The 17550-nt window shown below is 59.5% G+C and carries 12 protein-coding genes and 8 pseudogenes; 13 read left to right on the top strand and 7 right to left on the bottom strand.

Annotation, left to right across the window (positions count from 1 at the left end):
- On the bottom strand, positions 1–591 hold a 591-nt coding region (locus tag IVA98_RS13220; protein WP_247355028.1), incomplete at its 3' end, for an acyl-CoA dehydrogenase family protein.
- A gap of 310 nt (positions 592–901) precedes the next feature.
- Here IVA98_RS13220 and IVA98_RS13215 point away from each other — a divergent pair.
- The 5 genes and pseudogenes from IVA98_RS13215 to IVA98_RS13195 all read left to right on the top strand — a co-directional run bounded on the left by IVA98_RS13215 (position 902) and on the right by IVA98_RS13195 (position 6996).
- A pseudogene (locus IVA98_RS13215) lies at positions 902–2196 on the top strand (aminotransferase class I/II-fold pyridoxal phosphate-dependent enzyme).
- A 276-nt stretch (positions 2197–2472) separates the two neighbouring features.
- Positions 2473–4917, top strand: a complete 2445-nt coding sequence (locus tag IVA98_RS13210; RefSeq protein ID WP_247355027.1) for a CaiB/BaiF CoA transferase family protein — start codon at positions 2473–2475, stop codon at positions 4915–4917.
- 457 nt (positions 4918–5374) lie between these two features.
- Positions 5375–5797: an IS66-like element accessory protein TnpA gene (gene tnpA, locus IVA98_RS13205; RefSeq protein ID WP_247355026.1), complete on the top strand. Its 423-nt coding sequence runs from the start codon at positions 5375–5377 to the stop codon at positions 5795–5797.
- A complete protein-coding gene (gene tnpB / locus IVA98_RS13200) occupies positions 5794–6147 on the top strand; it encodes an IS66 family insertion sequence element accessory protein TnpB (RefSeq protein WP_247304128.1) in 354 nt (117 codons plus the stop codon). The genes tnpA and tnpB overlap by 4 nt, the downstream gene beginning before the upstream one ends.
- 69 nt (positions 6148–6216) lie before the next feature.
- A complete protein-coding gene (locus IVA98_RS13195; protein WP_247355025.1) occupies positions 6217–6996 on the top strand; it encodes an IS4 family transposase in 780 nt (259 codons plus the stop codon).
- A 21-nt stretch (positions 6997–7017) separates the two neighbouring features.
- On the opposite strand, the pseudogene IVA98_RS13190 reads toward IVA98_RS13195, so the two are convergent.
- Both IVA98_RS13190 and IVA98_RS13185 read right to left on the bottom strand, forming a co-directional pair.
- Positions 7018–7241 (bottom strand): annotated as a pseudogene (locus IVA98_RS13190) (transposase); the annotation flags it as partial.
- 51 nt (positions 7242–7292) lie between these two features.
- Positions 7293–7483: pseudogene (locus IVA98_RS13185) on the bottom strand (hypothetical protein); the annotation flags it as partial.
- Between IVA98_RS13185 and IVA98_RS13180 the strand changes: the two are divergent.
- From IVA98_RS13180 to IVA98_RS13170, 5 genes and pseudogenes are all read left to right on the top strand, one after another.
- A complete protein-coding gene (locus IVA98_RS13180; protein ID WP_247355024.1) occupies positions 7475–7975 on the top strand; it encodes a hypothetical protein in 501 nt (166 codons plus the stop codon). The pseudogene IVA98_RS13185 and the gene IVA98_RS13180 sit on opposite strands and share 9 nt — an antisense overlap.
- A 186-nt stretch (positions 7976–8161) precedes the next feature.
- Positions 8162–8502 (top strand): annotated as a pseudogene (locus IVA98_RS37625) (NAD(P)-binding domain-containing protein).
- A 377-nt stretch (positions 8503–8879) separates the two neighbouring features.
- Entirely contained in the window at positions 8880–9011 is a 132-nt protein-coding gene (locus IVA98_RS36960) for a hypothetical protein (RefSeq protein ID WP_256468166.1), read from the top strand.
- Positions 9012–9811: 800 nt separating this feature from the next.
- Positions 9812–10066 (top strand): annotated as a pseudogene (locus IVA98_RS13175) (copper resistance D family protein); the annotation flags it as partial.
- Positions 10067–10135: 69 nt separating this feature from the next.
- Entirely contained in the window at positions 10136–11419 is a 1284-nt protein-coding gene (locus IVA98_RS13170; RefSeq protein ID WP_247355022.1) for a CaiB/BaiF CoA transferase family protein, read from the top strand.
- Here IVA98_RS13170 and IVA98_RS13165 read toward each other — a convergent pair.
- A pseudogene (locus tag IVA98_RS13165) lies at positions 11316–12072 on the bottom strand (DUF72 domain-containing protein). The gene IVA98_RS13170 and the pseudogene IVA98_RS13165 overlap by 104 nt on opposite strands.
- Positions 12073–12423: 351 nt before the next feature.
- On the opposite strand from IVA98_RS13165, the gene IVA98_RS13160 reads away from it, so the two are divergent.
- Positions 12424–13080, top strand: coding sequence for a hypothetical protein (locus IVA98_RS13160; protein ID WP_247355021.1), 657 nt, complete (start codon positions 12424–12426; stop codon positions 13078–13080).
- 240 nt (positions 13081–13320) lie between these two features.
- Here the strand turns inward: IVA98_RS13160 and IVA98_RS13155 are convergent, their stop codons facing one another.
- Positions 13321–13461, bottom strand: a complete 141-nt coding sequence (locus IVA98_RS13155) for a hypothetical protein (RefSeq protein WP_247355020.1) — start codon at positions 13459–13461, stop codon at positions 13321–13323.
- 377 nt (positions 13462–13838) lie between these two features.
- Positions 13839–14004, bottom strand: a pseudogene (locus IVA98_RS37620) (integrase core domain-containing protein); the annotation flags it as partial.
- Between the two features lie 79 nt (positions 14005–14083).
- Here IVA98_RS37620 and IVA98_RS37615 point away from each other — a divergent pair.
- Positions 14084–14934 (top strand): annotated as a pseudogene (locus tag IVA98_RS37615) (IS110 family RNA-guided transposase); the annotation flags it as partial.
- A 305-nt stretch (positions 14935–15239) separates the two neighbouring features.
- Here IVA98_RS37615 and IVA98_RS13135 read toward each other — a convergent pair.
- The gene (locus tag IVA98_RS13135) at positions 15240–15461 is read right to left on the bottom strand and encodes a hypothetical protein (protein ID WP_247355019.1); all 222 of its coding nucleotides are present in this window, start codon (positions 15459–15461) and stop codon (positions 15240–15242) included.
- A gap of 520 nt (positions 15462–15981) precedes the next feature.
- On the opposite strand from IVA98_RS13135, the gene IVA98_RS13130 reads away from it, so the two are divergent.
- The gene (locus IVA98_RS13130) at positions 15982–17352 is read left to right on the top strand and encodes a transposase (RefSeq protein ID WP_247355018.1); all 1371 of its coding nucleotides are present in this window, start codon (positions 15982–15984) and stop codon (positions 17350–17352) included.
- Positions 17353–17550: the final 198 nt, after the last annotated feature.

Genomic DNA, 17550 nt, shown 5'->3' with positions numbered 1-17550 from the left:
CTTGGCCGCCTTGAAATCGGTCTTGCCCATCAGGATCGCGATCTTGCAGCGGGGATCGCCGACGCCGGACGACCACCATTTGCGGCCGTTGATGACGTAATGGTCGCCGTCGCGCTCGATGCGGGTCTCGATATTGGTGGCGTCGGATGAGGCGACCGCCGGTTCCGTCATCAGGAACGTGGAGCGGATCTCACCGTCCATCAGCGGGCGCAGCCATTTGCACTTCTGCTCCTTGGTGCCGTAGCGGATGAACACTTCCATGTTGCCGGTGTCGGGCGCGGAACAGTTGAACACTTCCGAGGCCCAGGTGATACGGCCCATCTCTTCCGACAAGAGCGCGTATTCGAGATTGGTCAGTCCCGCGCCGCGGAATTCGTCGTCCTCGTGCTCGGACGGCGGCATGAACATGTTCCAGAGGCCTTCGGCCTTCGCCTTCTTCTTGAGGTCCTCGAGGACCGGGATCACCTTCCAGCGATCGCCGCTCTTGTCCTGCTGATCGTAGATCGGCACCGCCGGGCGCACGTGCTTGGCCATGAAGGACCGCACGCGGTCGAGCCATTCCTTTTGCTTGGGCGAGATAATGAAATTCATAAGAGATTCCTGAACTTTGAGAATGTGGCCTGCAGTGTTGTTCTCCATTCTTTCCTAGTCGATAAATTTATCACCAAGAGTTGCGTAAAACCGGTGCGCGATCGTTTCTGATCACCTATACATCGCGCGGCGCTTCGATTTGGCCAACCCATCTGACTTAGTAGCTGCACGAGCGACGTCGGTAATGTTTGGTAGCCGGAGCAGAGGAGAGAGCTGTCCGCAATGCCTCGCGCTGGATCTTAAGTTCGGCCGATTTCCTTAGACCCCACATTGCGCCGCGCTTATCGAGGGCGACTGGTTCGCAGATGGAATGGAGAATGCAATGCAGCAACAAAATGTGCCCTCTAGTGGTGGGCGGACCGGACACTTTCGTAACACCGCCTACGTGATCGAGGAGAGCAGGAGCTATTTCGATGCCGCGCACGCGGCTGGCCTCATGGGTATCCATGGACGCTCAACGGCCGGTCAGGCTTTTGCTTTGGGTTGCGGCCCGCTTGACAGCCGACCACTGGTACTTGATTTCGTGCGATGCTCCTACTTGGGCCTCGACAACCATCCCGTGGTCATCTCTGGCCCGATCGAGGCGATCGAAGCGCATCGACCATTGCACTGGTCCTGCGCGCGAACGCGGCTCAATTTCGACCTCCTGGCGGAACTTGAAGCAACTCTGTCAGATACGTTCCGCGCGCGCGTGCTTACCTATTCCACCGTTATGCTCGCCAATTTAGGCGCAATGCCCCTCCTTGCATCTGGTCAACTAACGGGCGGACGGAAACCGGTCGTAGTATTCGACCGCTTTGCGCACGTCTCGCTTGCCTATCACAAGCCCGTGGTTGCCGATGAAGCACGGGTCGAAACGGTTGCGCACAACGACATCGACGCTCTCGAACGCCTGTGTCGCCAACAGCCGGTGGTGGCCTATGTATGCGATGGAGTGTACTCGATGGGAGGCCATTCGCCGATCAACGAACTGCGTCAACTTCAGGAACGCTATGGGCTCTTTCTTTACATCGACGATGCACATGGCACATCGCTATCTGGACGGCACGGTGAAGGATTTGCTCGCTCCCAGTTTCCGTCCGGCCTCGGTGACCGAACGATCATAGCCGCCTCACTAGGCAAGGGGTCCGCGCATCAGGCGGCCTGTTGATGCTCGGGACTTCCGACCAGGAGACTTTGTTTCGACGGTATTCCGTCCCCTACGCGTTCTCGGTGCCTCCCAACCTAGCGGCAGTTGGAGCGGCGCTTGGCTCCTGCAAGATTCACCGCTCGGAAGAACTCGGTCAGCGGCAGAGGCGGTTGGCGCAACGCATAAAACTCTTTGATCGTAGGGTGGTAACTGCGGAGCAAGGCAATTCACCTCCGATCAGGATGATCGCCACCGGATCAGAAGCCAAGGCCATTGCAGTCGCAAGAGAGCTTCTAGATGCCGGGCTCTATGCGTCGGTGACGTTCTTCCCAACCGTTGCGCAAGGAGGAGCGGGGGTACGAGTGTGTATTACGGCCGATCATGAGGCTCGCGATATAGAGCGGTTATGCGATTGCGTCTTGGAAAGAATCAACGACATGACTGTGGGCCTTCATACGGTCCAGCCCGTTCCGTGAGAAAATGGTGACGCTCGCGCGAAATCGTCGTGCCCGCTCTATGCACAAGATGAAGGCCGCTGCCTTCCCGATCGGTCTCTTCGAGGCAGGTGATTACTGTCCAGGCCGCGGTCATTGTCGGGCGAAGATGAACGACTCAGAGCTTGTCCCCGGACGCAGCGCAAACCACCCACGTGTCGCTACTTGTAAGCCGCGTCGTCCTTCGCGCATCGATAATGTCCGAACGCGTAACAGGCGATGATTCGTGGCCGCAGCATAATTGGAACTGGAATCACGATGGGAATACTGTCAGGGCTGCGAGTCGTTGAGATCGGAAGCTCGGCTACGACAAGTTATTGCGCACGATTGCTCGCCGATTTTGGCGCCGATGTTCAGAAAGTCGAGCCACCCCTAGGCGACCCACTTCGCCGCAGCGCGCCACTGACACCGAGGGGCCAAAGCACGTGGTTTGCGTTCCTGAACTTCAATAAGTCAAGCGTCATCATCGACCCGGACGACAAACACGCGGTGATGAAGTTAACGGCATTAATCGAAAACTGCGACATTCTGATTGATGGCCGCGATGTCGATCCCGCAGATTGTCGGTCCATTGATGTCGCGACGATCCGGCAGCGTCGCCCGAGTTTGATCTGCATCGAAGCGAGCTGGTTCGGTAGCGGGGGACCCTACGCAGGATTCGCGGCAACTGATTCGACGGTACGTGCTCTGGCCGGGCTCATCAAGCTGGTCGGACCGATTGAGGGTCCGCCGTTGTCCGCTCCGGATTTCCAGGCGGGCATTCTTGCAGGCCTTTGGGCCTTCATCGCCCTGGCATCTTCGATTTTTGCGCGGACGCAGGGAGGGGCGGGCCGGTCGTGGTCGGTCAGCATTTTCGAAGCGAACCTCGCTCTCAGCGAGAATCATATGTTCGAAGCCGATGCTCGGGGCGAAATGACACGTCGGCTCGGCATTAATCGCTTCTGGCCAATGTTTCCGGCAGGCATCTACGAAACCAAAAAGGGATGGCTCGGAGTTACAACGTTAACGCCGGCGCAATGGCGCTCATTCTGCGATATGCTCGGTCTATCGGAGTTACGTGACAATCCAGGTCTGGCGCTCAGCGCAGATCGCTTGCCATACATAGACCAAATCGAAAGACAGTTTCTGCCAAAGCTTAAAGCTCGGACGGCGCAGGAGTGGTTCGTAGAGGGACTGCAACGGAAGATTCCGATCGTACCTGTACCCGAAATATCGGATCTGCTACTCGACCCCGAGAAAAGCGCGCGTGGCGCGATTGTGCCTGTGTTGATTGGCGAAGAAGAGGGCATGACGGTGGGTTCGGTGCAGCGGCTGACCTTGACGAATCCCCGTCGAGGCGGAAAGGTTCCGGCTCCCGGTGAGCAGCAGGAGCTCGCAACCAGCCGAACAAATTCCCCCTTCGCAGTGGAGGGTTCGCCTGGCTGCGTCGCTCCCAACCGGCACCCGTTGGCTGGGGTTGTTGTAATTGATTTCACGATGGGCTGGGCGGGCCCATTGTGTACGCGCACGCTCGCCGATCTTGGTGCAGATGTTATTAAGATCGAGGCCATCCAGCATCCAGACTGGTGGCGCGGCCTTGACAGCCGGGCCGCTTACGTCCGCGGTCAAATGTACGAAAAGGCGGTGCGCTTCTGCATCATGAATCGCAACAAGAGCGGTATCACACTCGACCTAACGCGCCCGCAAGGCCTCGCTCTCGCAAAACAGTTGGTTGCGCGAGCTGATATTGTCGTTGACAATTTTTCTGTTGATGTCCTGCGAAAGTTCGGGCTTGGTTATGACGTGCTTAAGGTGCTCAATCCGCGCCTCGTGATGATGTCGATGTCAGCCTTTGGTTCGAACAGCGTCTATCGCGATTGCCGGGCTTACGGATCGACTCTCGAGCAGGGATCGGGATTACCGAGTGTAGTCGGCAATCCCGGAGGGTCACCCACTATGAGCCACACCGCCTTCGGGGACCCGGTCGGTGGGCTCAACGGCTGCGCCGCGGTTCTACTCGCGTTGATTCACGCCCGCACGAGTGGCCAGGGGCAGTTCATCGATTTGGCGCAAATCGAATGTATGATGCCGTTCGCTGCGCCATGGATCACGATTCAGTCGATCGCCGGTCTCCCGCCGATAAGATACGGCAACCGACATCCTCAGTTTGTGCCGCACGGGTGCTTCCGGTGTGCGGGTGTGGACAACTGGATCATAATAGCCGCGACAAATGACGATATGTGGCGGAGGCTCGCACTTCTTATTGGCCGGTCAGACTGGGCCACTGATGCGTCGCTGAAATCTGCAGAAGGTCGCCGGGCTGTTGAGGACGTCATTGAGACAAGTATCGCAGCCTGGACGCTCACCCGCGATGCGGACGAAGCGATGTTTGCGTTGCAATCCGTCAAGATTGCTGCCGGCGTGGCGCGGCTACCAGTTGACCTGCTGAAGGATCGGCATCTTAGGTCGCGCGCGTTTTTCCAAAATATCCACCGCGCTTTCATCGGCTTGCAGCCGCAGCCGTCGATGCCGATTCGCGAAGGTGGAGGCCGTCCTTGTGCGATCCGTACGCCGGCACCGACGCTGGGACAGCACAACGGAGAGATCCTGTCAGACTTACTCGGTCTCTCCGAAGCGAACATTGCTGAATTGCGGAGAGAAAGGATCATCGGGACGGCGATGCTCTCCGAAGGGCAGGTCGATAAAGTAGCGCAGGGGACATGACAATCGATCTTAGGAGTTAGATTGCCCAAAACATCAGAGAGACGGCGGAGCACCCTGCTCATCATAAAATGTGCTGCCGTGAACTCGGGCCAGAATTTGAAAGTTCTGTGCGTCAAGTTCAGCAAATTGATCACGGGGTCCGGTCGAGCCATCCGCTCGGAGCCGCCGTCGCACGCTTGCCAAAAGCGTAGCGCTGAGGGAGCCACGGCGGCGGAGGGCGGTGCATCCCCTTGGTGGGCCTGAGCATCGTCAGGCCGCTTGGCGTACTGAAGGAACACAAGAAGGAGGCACGCTCGACGTTCAAGACGCGCACAGCCGCAAGCGGCTCTCGGCATAGGGGAAGATCCCATGTTGCTTGACTTCATGTGCTTGCGGTGCGTAAGCGCTTAGCCGGAGCCCTTGGTTCGGGATCGGGATAGCTGTGCGAAGAAGCCTCCGGGTTGGACGGAGGTTTGAGATGGGATTGGACAGCAAAAAGGACGTCCATTTAGACGGCCCGTCGGCGGGGTCGGTGAGCCGGTTGGAAGTTCTTGAAGGACCGTCGGGGCGCCGCGTGCGTTCGGAAGCGGAGAGAGCTCGGATCGTAGCCGAGAGTCTGTTGCCCGGTGCCCAGGTGGCCGAGGTGGCGCGCAAGCACGGAGCGGCGCGCTGGCAGATCTACGATTGGCGACGGCGGCTTCGGCAACGAGGCGTGTTGCCGCCGTGCGAGGCGTCGCATCCGACATTCGCGCCGCTGGTCGTGGAAGGTGCGTTGGAGGAGCGACAGGTTCCGGCGATCAAGCTTGAGATTGCGATCGGTGATGTCGTTCTGCGGACGGATACGGCCATAGATGGCGAGCAGCTGTCCCGGGTGATCCGCGCGGTGCGAGCGTCACGATGATCGCGGTCGGTGCAGATCTGAAGATTTACGTTGCAACGCGGCCGATCGACTTCCGCTGTGGCCACGATGGGCTTGCGGCGAAGGTGCAGGAGATGCTTCGTCTCGATCCGTTCAGCGGGGCAGCCTTCGTGTTCCGATCGAAACGAGCGGACCGAATCAAGATTTTGGTGTGGGACCGAACGGGCCTGGTGTTGGTTCACAAGCGCCTCGAAGGTTGCAAGTTCGTTTGGCCAACGATCGCGGACGGCGTGATGCGGATGTCGCCGGCGATGTTCGCGGCCTTGTTCGAGGGGCTGGATTGGAGGTTGGTCCGCCCGGAAGAAGCACGGCGCCCGCAGGTCGCTGGATAAGTGCGGCAGAATGACTCGGCAGCTATTTTGAGCGTGGCACGCGCGGCGGCGATGTGCTCGAAATAGCACATGAGCATCGCGGCGCTACGCGGCGAAAACGAACGCCCTCAAGGCGCTTTTGGCGCAAACGCAGGCGGCCTTGAGCGAGCATCAGGGGGCGCTGGCGGCGTCGGAGGAAGCGCGACGTCGGCTGGAGATCATTCTCGGCGAATTGCGACGCGAGAAGTTCGGCGCGAAGTCCGAGAAGCTGCGGCCAGATCAGTATCACTTGCCGCTATCGGTAAGCAGAAGAAATATCCCGCACTCACTCTGACCGTGATCCATGCTCAAGAGCGGGGAACGCCGAAGCGGCGAAAGAAGATCGAGTGGAAGCTCCTCACCGATCTCTCGGTCCAATCGCGCAAGGACGCCGTTGAGAAGATCGAATGGTACGCGTTGAGGTGGAAGATCGAAGTCTTCCATAAGGTCCTCAAATCAGGCTGCAAGGCGGAGGACTCGAAATTGCGAACCGCTGAGCGTCTGGTCAATCTGATCGCTGTTTTTTGCATTGTAAGTTGGCGCGTCTTCTGGATGACGATGCTCAATCGTTCCTCGCCGAATGCCCTACCGCAGACCGCGTTGACAGATCCCGAACTCAGGCTTCTTGATCATTTGGTGAAAGACAGGGGTGGCGATCGCCCTCGACGAAGCACGCTCTCGCACTATGTCGTCAAGATCGCGCGGCTCGGAGGATATTTGGCCCGAGCCAACGATCCGCCTCCAGGAAATACCGTGATCTGGCGCGGACTATCGCGGCTGACTGACATCGAACTGGGAGCCGCGATCGAGGCAAAGATTATGGGTAATTGAAAGCACGGCTAAGCGCTTACTGCGGTCCGCCAGTGGCAGGCGGAAGTAGGTGAGTGTTTCCTCGATGTTCCTTTCTCCCAGCCGGTGAGCTCGCGGTTTGCCACCCATTTGGCGAACCAGACGGCAAGATCGCGCCGTACCTACGAGAGGTCGCGCCGGTCGTACATCCATCTGAACTCGAGCAGGCAATCGTCATCGACCTTCCGGGCGACATAGTCGAGGGCCTTGCGCAGGAAGTGCGCATAGGGGGCGTTGGATTTCGCGCGGTGCACAACCAGTCCCGTCATGGCCTCGCGTCAAACCCGCGCCATGGCGCGATTTGGAATAAGCACAAGGAGAGTGGCTGCCAGCCGCTTGAGGTTGATGGCGGCGGCTGTCAGGTAGGCCCGGATCTTCATGTTTGGCAGGCCACGTCGTATGGCGGGCGCCAGTCCGTGCCAGGTCTGGCTTCGCCGTGGAAGACCTCGGAGCTCCAGCGATGGCGCTGCTAGAGCCGTCATACCGCAACCGGCAAAAAGCGCCTGAGGTTGGAACGGAACACCTCTCACAGAGCAGAGCGACCCATCTGCCCAGCCATCCAGAAGGCGTGCCAATCAACGAGCTGGCGCGCCTAGAAGGGGCATCGTCAATCATCGTGAGCCTCAACGTTTCCAATCAAAGCGAATTGGAGTCGATGACTGCATCAACGATGTGCTCGCGTTTGAAAGCCGCACCACAATACAAATCCATAAGCAAAGAAGAGCGGCTTCGTCTACACATGCAGCAAAACAACTTAAAGTCGGCGTCAACCTCCTTCTATCATTGCCATATTCCGGCCGGAACGCATATCGCACGCAAGCGGGGACTCTTAAGCATATCCATTACGGGCGGAGTCGTTTCGGCGTTGCGCTTGCGCGCGGCGCGTCCTGACTTCACGATTAACAGCCATCATGAGCTGCTACCAATCTTGCAAAGGCGCGGTGTTTTTCGGAATGCGTAAAGCATGATTGGCAAGGAATCACCACAGAACGTCGCTCCTAAGACAACGAGGCAAAGAGTAGGCCTTATCGGTGCTGGACGCATGGAACCGGTATTGGTACCAGCCTGTTGCATCAAGAAATCGACCTGAATATCAAAGTAAAAAAGTCGGTTCGGTGCGGATCGTTTGACTGGTGCAGGTGCCCACGTGTTATCGCTGCCTTCCAGCCGCGAGGTTGAGGCAGTTTGCCAAGATGGGTTGTTCGTCTATATGCCCCCAGGAGGTCTGATAATTGACTGCTCCACGTCTTATCCTGCTTCGACGGTTGCACTGGCTGAGCAGGCTCAAAACGCCGCCTAAGCTTTGTCGATGCTCCAGTAACGCGGAGCCCCGAACACGCAGAGCTAGGCTTTCTCAATGCAATCGTCGGATCGAGTGAAAAGCTTTTCCCCACGGGTGCGGGCATTCTGCCGCATTTTGCGAGACCGTTCTTCACGCCGGGGAGGTCGGACAAGGTCACAAGCTCAAGCTTGTCTACAACAGCATGACTGTGGGATAGCGGCGGTGGCCGTGGAGGTCTGCCAGTTTGGTTCCGGTGTTGACGTCGATCTCATAACGCTCTGCTCTTTGGTGAGTCGGGGTTCCACTAACAGCGGAATATTTCAAACCTTCGTGGCCTTCTTGTTGAACGAGAAACCTGAAGTTTGGGCAATCTCAATCGCGAATTCCGCAAAGGCTATTGAGTGCCCCTGTGCGTCTCGCAGGCGAGAGCTTAGTGCCAGTGCCCGTCCTGGCTGCCGCCGCGCACAAATTAAATGTCTCAGTTGCTGCAGGGGAAGGTGAGCTCACATTGACTCCATCTGTCCCGTCAGGATGATTTTCGAAGTTGGCCTTGGACCGCCGGCTGAAACAACGAGCCCGGTGGGTGGCTAATCTTCTCGCGGTCGCGGTAAGAGACCTGTTCCGCGCTATCGAACGCGTTGTCACTGGTGCGGTACTGCGTCACATCTTCGTCGAGCTTGCGAAGACGGCTGCCGCCGCAGCACTGGCGCAGTAGGCGACCGCTCGCTCAAATAGACCCAAGATCGAGGGCGAGTCAGCTGTTTCGGCTTACAATCTGGTTGGTATCGTTTGCCTCAAAATTAGTGACACCCGCCAGGCATGAGCTGTGGCTCACCTTTACGTTGGCCCATGAAAGCGGCCAATGACCTAGCTAAATAAGTAACAGGAGTGAATGAGGATGAGGCATGGTTCTATGGACGGCTGTTCCGTCACAAGAGCTTCTTGATAAAGGCAGGCGGCTCCCTCACTACCAGCATCGCCAGTTGCGCCCGGGATGACCACCATGCGAGAGCTATCTTTAACGGCTACATGTGGAGGGCAAGATCATGTTTTCCGAGCTTGAGAATGAGTGCATAAACCGGGAAGTCGAAAGGCTCAATCTTCCCAACTTTCGGATCGAGCACTTCGCCGCAGTTAGCTACGCACAAGCCGGAGAAGACGTTACTTTAGAAGGAATGTTGGCTGCAAGACTCTCCAAGAGCCAAAGATCTTGGGAGAGCGTGTTCTATGTCGAGATCGGCGCTAATCAGCCCATCTCGACCTCGAATACCGATCTTATGTATCAAAGAGGAGCGCAAGGTGTTCTAGTCGAACCAAATTCTGAATTGGGAGCGCTGATCCAGACAGTGCGTCCAAGAGACGTTCTCGTGCCGTCCGTTGTCCTTCCAACTTCACGCACGTCTGCCACCCTCTTCATCGAAAACGCTTATGAGTTGTCTTCTTCGAATGAGGCGCATATCGAGTGCTTCGGAGACTTCGACGGCCTAGAACGTGTGCGAGAGCATATCGCGATGAGCGCTGGTGTTTCCCCTGACGACCGCGCTCGGCGGCGCGCTCCTGCTCACGCATTCCCATGCCATCGCCAACATCAAGGACCAGCTCCTGATCGAGATGAGCCACACGCCGCTTGCGCTGTGCGGGATCGCCGCGGGCTGGGCGCGCTGGCTCGAATTGCGGCTCGACGGCCGCGTCCGCAACGTCGCGGCGTGGATCTGGCCGGTCGCCTTCATCCTGGTCGGGCTCGTCCTGCTGGACTACCGCGAGGCCTGAGCGCCGGCCCCATCTTGCCGCGGCAATTATTCCCTGCAATCTGAGCAAAACACTGGGGGGAAGAAGCCGATGGGAGGAGTCTTGGAGGGCGTGCGCGTGCTCGATTTCGGGCGCTATATCGCGGGGCCCTATTGCGCGACATTGCTGGCCGAATTTGGCGCTGAGGTCATTCGCGTGGAAAAGCGCGACGGCAGCGAGGATCGCTTCGTGGCGCCGGTCGGCGAAGATGGCGAAGGCGCGCTGTTTCTCCAGGTCAACCGCAACAAGAAATGCATCACGCTCGATCCGATGAAGGAGGAGGGGCAGGAGGTGATGCGCCGCCTGGTTGCCACCGCGGACGTGGTCGTCGCCAATCTGCCGCCGCAGACCCTGCGCGCCATGAAGCTCGACTACGAATCGCTGAACGCGATCAAGCCGGACATCATCCTAACCACGGCGACCGCGTTCGGCGGGCCGGGGCCGTGGTCCGACCGCGTCGGCTTCGACGGCGTCGGCCAGGTGATGTCGGGCGCGGTCTACATGACGGGCAGCGGCGATCCGCCGTATCGGGCCGCGGTGGCTTGGGTCGATTTCGGCACCGCGCTGCACTGTGCCTTCGGCACGCTCGCCGCGCTGATCGAGCGCGGCAAATCCGGGCGCGGCCAGATCGTCGAGGGCGCGCTGCTCGCAACCGCTCTGTCCTTCACCAATGCCACGCTGATCGAGCAGGCCGTCATCGACGTCAACCGCGTGCCGACTGGCAATCTCGGCCAGACCGCCGCGCCCGCCGACATCTACCGCACCAAAGACGGCTGGGTGCTGTGCCAGGTCACCGGACATCCGCTGTTCAAGCGCTGGGCGCGGCTGATGGGCGAAGAGGACGTGTGGCTGAACGATCCGCGCTTTGCCGACGACATCAGCCGCGGCAACAACGGCCGCATCATCAGCGAGCGGATGGCGCGCTGGTGCGCCGAACGCACCACGCAGGAGGCCGTCGACACGCTGGGCCAGGCCATGATCCCGACCGGCCCCGTGCTCTCACCGCAACAGGCGCTGGATCATCCGCACATCCGCGCCGCCGGCTTCATGCAGGATGTCGATTATCCGGGCCTGCCGAAACAGGCGCCGGTCGCCCGCGCCGCGGTGCGGCTGTCGGAAACGCCGGGCGAGATCGCAAGCCGCCCGCCGACGCTCGGCGAGCACACCGATCGTGTCCTCGCCGAGCTCGGCTACGATGCGGACCGCTTCGGCAGAGCGGTGTCATCTAGCATCACAGCAGCTGCTTCAACGCCTTGGCATCGGCCGGTGCTGCGCTCTTCTGGTCGTTGTCGAAATAGACGTAGACGTCGCAGCCCTGCCGCTTCCACGATGTGATGCGCTTGGCCCATTGCGCCAGCGTGGCCTCCGTATAATGCCCGTGATAGCGCCCGCCTGGCCCGTGTCCGCGCACATAGACGAAATCCGCCGTGCGCTTCCACGGGCTAGGTGCATCGTGATGGTCGGACAGGCACAGCGAGATGTTCTCGTCGGCCAGCATGCGCAGGATGCGCGGCTGATACCAGATCGGATGACGGATTCGAAACTGTACCGCCGTTTCCGTGACAGCAGCTTGAAGAACGAGGCGAGCCGGTCCGCATTCGCCTCGAATTGCGGCGGCAGCTGGAACAGGATCGGAGGCCGGCCTTGCCGCCGAGCCGCGAGATGCGGTCCTTCAACAGCTCGAGGCTGTTGACGGAGCGGTCGGACAGGCGCTTCCAGTGCGTGATGAATTTCGACGCCTTCCAGGCGAACACGAAATCGCGCCCGGTCTGCTCCCGCCATCCCGTCACCGCCTCCGGCGTTGGCGTGCGGTAGAACACCCCGTTCAGCTCCGTGGTGTCGAACTGCCCGGCATAGTAGCGAAGCTGCTGCTTCAGCGTCACGCCCTCGGGGAAGAACGGGCCGCGCCAGGAGGCGTAGTGCCAGCCCGAAGTTCCGATCAGAACGCGCGTATCGGCCGCATCGACGTTACCTCCGGCTAATGGCAACGGATGGCACGTCAAACATGGCGGTCGCCGAGGAGGAGGGCGGCCACCTCTTGGCCGACGGCTATCACGTCGAGCGCGTGGACGAGACATTCGCGCCGCGGCTGGATTGGAAGCTGCCGCGCGAAATCTCGTAACGGCCCTAGTAAATCAGGCATGATCGTTGCTACGGCGGAAGTGCGCTCCCTCTCCTGCTTGCGGAGAGGGTTGGGGAGCTAGCTTGGGCACAGATCTCTTGCGCTGAATGAATCGCGTGTGATTCTGTATCGGCCGTCGTGATTCTGGCAGCGGACCGATGGCGGAGATGGATATCGGCTATTTTGGCGACGAGCGTCTTAAAAAAACGGCGCTCTGTTGCTGGCGCGTGTCTGCGAGCGACAGACAGTTTGTCTGCGCAAGCTTGGCGACGACCGTGCCGAGAAGGTCAAATTTCGGCGATTTTTGATGAATGAGCGGGTCACGGTCGAGAAGATGGTGATCCGCACGCGGGCGCGTGTGCGTGAGATTGCGGCCGGCCGGCACGTCCTGGCGATCCAGGATACCAGCGAGATCAATTATGAAGCCAAGCGCGGGCGCAAGCGCGATCTCGGCCGGGTGGGCAATGGCAGTGACGTCGGCCTGTTCGTGCACCCCGTTCTGACGGTTGATGCGGACACAGGTTACTGTCTGGGCCTGGCGGATGTGCAGGTCTGGCGGCGCTTCAAGACCAAGGCCGCCGACTACCGCAAGCAGCCGATTGAGGAAAAGGAGTCCTATCGATGGGTGAACGGTCCGCGGCGGGCCAAATGGGGTCTGACCAAGGCGGCCACGATCACGGTGATCGACGACCGCGAAGGGGACATTTACGAGATATGGGCTCGCCTGCCGGATCGTCGCACGCATCTGTTGAGCCGAGCGTGCCGGGATCGTGCAACAACAGGCGATGGCGGTCTGTTTGCGACCATGGCGGCGCTGCCCGAGCAACATCGCTTGACAATCGATCTGCCGGCGCGGGCAGGCAACTGCGCTTGACGAGCAGCTCGTGCTCGCACGCTCCTCGCCCGACGATAACCAGCCTGCTTCGCACGTCTTTGACGATCGCGAAATGCAGGTGCTATCCGGCGGATCAATCTCACGGACTTCGATGGCCGATAGTTCAATTTGGCGCGGCGCGTGAGGATCGGAGCAGGATGCCGGCCGACAGATGACGACCGTTCCGAACCGCAGTCCTGAACAATTATTCGACATGCCAGCGCTGGCGATACCAGCCGATCACCGTGACGCGGCCTGTTCGACAGTTTCAACATCATGGGTGGTCAGCAAGCGGTGCATGGTCTGGCACGCCGCAATGAGAGCGATAACAGGGAGCTTTTCCAGCGCCGCGCCTTCGGCAAGAGCGCCGTGAAGCGCCAAGGCCTCGACCTCGAGGAGAGCGCGCCCTGCAGGGACGTTTGCATTTGCGCGATGGCTCGGAAGCGTTCGAACCCGTCGCGCATTGTGATTGGGCCGTGGGATTTGTCGCTATCGTAGCCGGTCCAACCGCCGAGGCGGGCGATGGTCCAGCCGGCCCAAGCAAGGCTCCTGGGCGTATGGGGATTTTGCTGACAGGGCCGCACCGCCAAGCAGCGCCGAGGAGCGAGGAACCTGTCCTCTGGCGGATGCTGTTTGGAGCGGGCCGTTCCACCACATCAAGTTTTATCCATTCCTGAGTTTGCCCCGGTCGTTGGATTTGCCCATTTGGGCGGTGGTAGCGACGGGAGGCCTCAGCATAGCGCAGCAGCGCCAGATCCCGTCGCGGTTGTAGGTGATGGCGAACTCCGACGGCGTCCTCCATCCGAGCCGTGAGTGCGGTCCTGTGTCGTTGTAATCCGCGCGCCAGCATCCGAGCGCAACACGGGCCTGGGCCAGCGAGGTGAACAACGTCTCGTTCAATAACTCATCCCGCATCCGGCCGTTGATGGGAAGACGGCCCCGCTCCCTCGGCGCCGGCGATATACTAGCGATGGACGAACCCGCTAACAGGAGCAATTGACCAATGGAAGCCGCGACAATCGGGTTGGACATTTCGAAGCACGTATTTCACATCCATGCAGTTGATAGCCAAGGCCAAGTGGCCGGTCGCCAACGTCTCCGGCGAGGCGAGATCGTGTCGTTCTTCTCCTCGCTCGCACCTTGCCTGGTCGGCATTGGGGCCTGCGCGACTGCTCACCACTTGGCGCGGGAGATTCGGCAGTTTGGACACGATGTCAGATTGATGCGCCGGCCCATGTTGAACCCTACCTCCGAAGAGGGGCCAAGAATGACGCCGCTGACCCGGCCGTGATCTGCGAGGCGGTCAGTCGGCCCAATATGCGGTTCGTTCCAATCAAGAGCGCCGAGAACCAGGGCTTCTTGATGCTTCATCGTGCAACAGGCTTGCTGGTCCGCCAACGCACCATGACAGCTTGCGCCATTCGGGCTCACTTTGCTGAGTTCGGAATCATTGTCGGGCAAGGCCGGCAACGGGTGGATGGTCTGGCGGACTTGTTGGATGACGAGGAACTGACGGTACCGGTCCACGCCCGCATCGCGCTGGCCGTCCTTGTGAGCCAACTGAAGGATTGGGCCGGCAGGTCGAGGCCATCGAGCGCGAACTGAATGAGATCCAGCGAGTAAATCCATGGCGAAGTTGCTGTCCTCCATCCCCGGGATCGGTCCCATAACGGCCACAGCTCTCGCCGCGACCGTGCCCGACGGACAATGTTCCGCTCCGGGCGGGAGTTCGCGGCCTGGCTTGGCCTGACGCCTAAGCAGAATTCCACCGGCGGGAAGGATCGGCTCGGGCGGATTACGAAACAGGGCGATTCCTATCTCAGGCACTTGCTTGTCATCGGAGCACGCAACGTCAACACGGAACAGTCGATGGTGCGTCCTTGGTGTTCTTCTCTTATGTCGTCGCACGCAACGACTGAGGACGGCTCATGTTCATGCGCATAACCATGTAACGCTCGTCGTGCGGAGGCACTGATTGGCCGATGATTGTCGTCCGATAGAATCTACGCGGAAAGCCTCTGGGGTGCCTAATTGAATGCTTGAAGTGGGCACGCTGAAGGAATGGACTGGCCGCGGTTGATCCTGCGACGATGAACGAGTGTCCGGCTTCCATAGGGCAGCAGGTGCAGAAGAGCGATCACATTGTTATGTTCTGCAGTTCACGGACTGGGAATATCAAGCTCGATCTCACGCGTCACTTCGATGATGCTCTCTGGATGGCGTCCGTTCCTGAAGAGAGCGTATTTCAGAGCTTCAGCGCGGTTGATAGAAAGCCCGCCAAACGCGCCCCGTTGTTCAAGGGCAACCCAGTTGCCGGCCCGATTCCTGCCGACGAACACAATCGGCGACGCGCAGTCACTTGAATGGGAGTCGAGGACCATGTCCTTTCGGGGAGATGCCAGCTCACATTCATGTGGAACAATCCTCTTCGGAGGTGCTCCGGCTGGGATCGTGAAGCGATTGTTGAGTTTTCGTGCTACTCACGTCCCGGCATTCGAGAGCCAGCATCTACGACTACAAAGCTGGGCTAATAGCCACACAATCGCCTGTGGCCTTCGCTGGGCGGTGACAGTTCATCAACCCGGAAGGAATAGCTCAAACCGGAACCGAGTTCTCCTATTAGATCTGAGAAGAGAGTCCGCGATGATGCGCTGTCCGAGCGCGCCAGCGGCGAAAAGTCCCGTGTGTGTGCTAACGGGGTGTCGCTGTTGATGCGGGGCAGACATGCGCTCGAAAATTCAAGCTTTAATACGTCGTCGCCGCTCCGGCTGCTTGCACGACGTCAATTTGATTCGGACGCGAAGATGTTCACCTTCGGCGGGTTTTGTTGCAAAAAGTCGGTTGATACGAGCCGGCAAGCGTGATTCCGTGTGTTGACGCGAATCGCGACGAGGTCGATCCATGATGGGCCGTCTGAAGAGTGACCAAGGTCAACTGTTCTACGAGTTTCATCTTGGCGACGCTGTTCCTGAAGATCATCTCGTGCGGAAGATCGATGCTGCTCTCGACCTGTCCTGGCTTCGCAGCGAACTAGCTCCTCATTATTCGTCCACGGGTCGCCCGTCGATTGATCCGGAGCTGATGATCCGGATGCTGATCGTGGGGTATGTCTTCGCGATTCGTTCGGAGCGCCTGCTCTGCCGTGAAGTGCAGGTGAACCTCGCCTATCGATGGTTCTGCAAGCTCGGTATTGAGGATGCTATCCCGGATCATTCGGCCTTCTCGCGGGCCCGCAATGAGCGCTTCCGCGAGGGAGACGTCGTTCGTCGCGTATTCGAGCATATTGTCGATGCGTGCATTGTGGCGGGTCTGGTTGGTGGTGAAGGTTTTGCGGTAGACGCGAGCCTGATCCAGGCAGATGCTAACAAGCAGCGCTCGATCGCGGGTCAGGATTGGCGCAGGGATCGCGATCCGGCGAGGTCAAGCCGCGCGGTGAAGGAGTATCTGGCGACTCTCGACGATACGGCGTGGGGCGCGGCCAGCGACGTTGTTCCGAAGTTCATCTCGCTGTCCGATCCCGCGGCCCAGTGGACCGGAGCTCACAAGGGACCAGCATTCTTCGCTTACTCCGACAATTATCTCATCGACATGAAGTTCGGTGTCATCGTTGATGTTGAGGCGTCCCGCTCCATTCGCCAGGCCGAGGTCGGAGCGGCGAGGACAATGATCGAACGAACAGAGGAACGCTTTGGTCTCAAGCCGGAGCGGCTCGTCGGGGATACCGCTTACGGGGCTGCTCCGATGCTGAACTGGCTGGTCGAGGAGAAGGGCATCGCGCCACATATCGCCGTGTTCGACAAGTCGAAGCGAGATGACGGCACCTTCTCGCGCAGCGACTTTCGATATGATCCGACCAGCGACGTCTACCATTGTCCGGGCGGAAAGCGGCTCGGGACGAGCGGCACCGTGCACGAGGGCAAAACGCTTTTGTATCGTGCGAGTAAGCTCGACTGTGACGCATGCCCACTTAAACACCAGTGCTGTCCAAAAGAACCATCGCGCAAGATCCCGCGCGATATACATGAGCACGCCCGGGACGTCGCCCGGTCGTTCGCTGGGACCGAGGGCTTCGAGACATCGCGACGACAGCGCAAGAAGATCGAAATGCAGTTTGCGCACCTGAAGCGCATCCTGAGGCTTGGTCGGCTTCGGCTTCGTGGCCCACGGGGCGCGCAGGACGAGTTTGTTCTGGCTGCCATCGCTCAAAATCTGAGGCGCCTCGCATCGCTGGTTGCGCGACCGCCACCCGCTCAGGCTCTGTGTACCGCGTAGCGTAAAAGTTGCGTAGAGAGCGTCGGGGTCGCGGGACCAAACCCCGTCACCCTAAGGGAAATGGCCGAACCACATCACCGGTCACTGCCGACTTTTGCAACAACATCGGCGCATAGTTGATTATGGACGGCAACGCTGTCGCGATGGAGAGTGGTCGCCCCGAGGATGCGGGGTCGAGCATCTCGACAGCTGCTGGTA

The sequence above is a fragment of the Bradyrhizobium sp. 160 genome, assembly GCF_023073735.1.
GTDB lineage: Bacteria > Pseudomonadota > Alphaproteobacteria > Rhizobiales > Xanthobacteraceae > Bradyrhizobium.
This window is presented reverse-complemented; position numbering and strand designations above follow the sequence as displayed.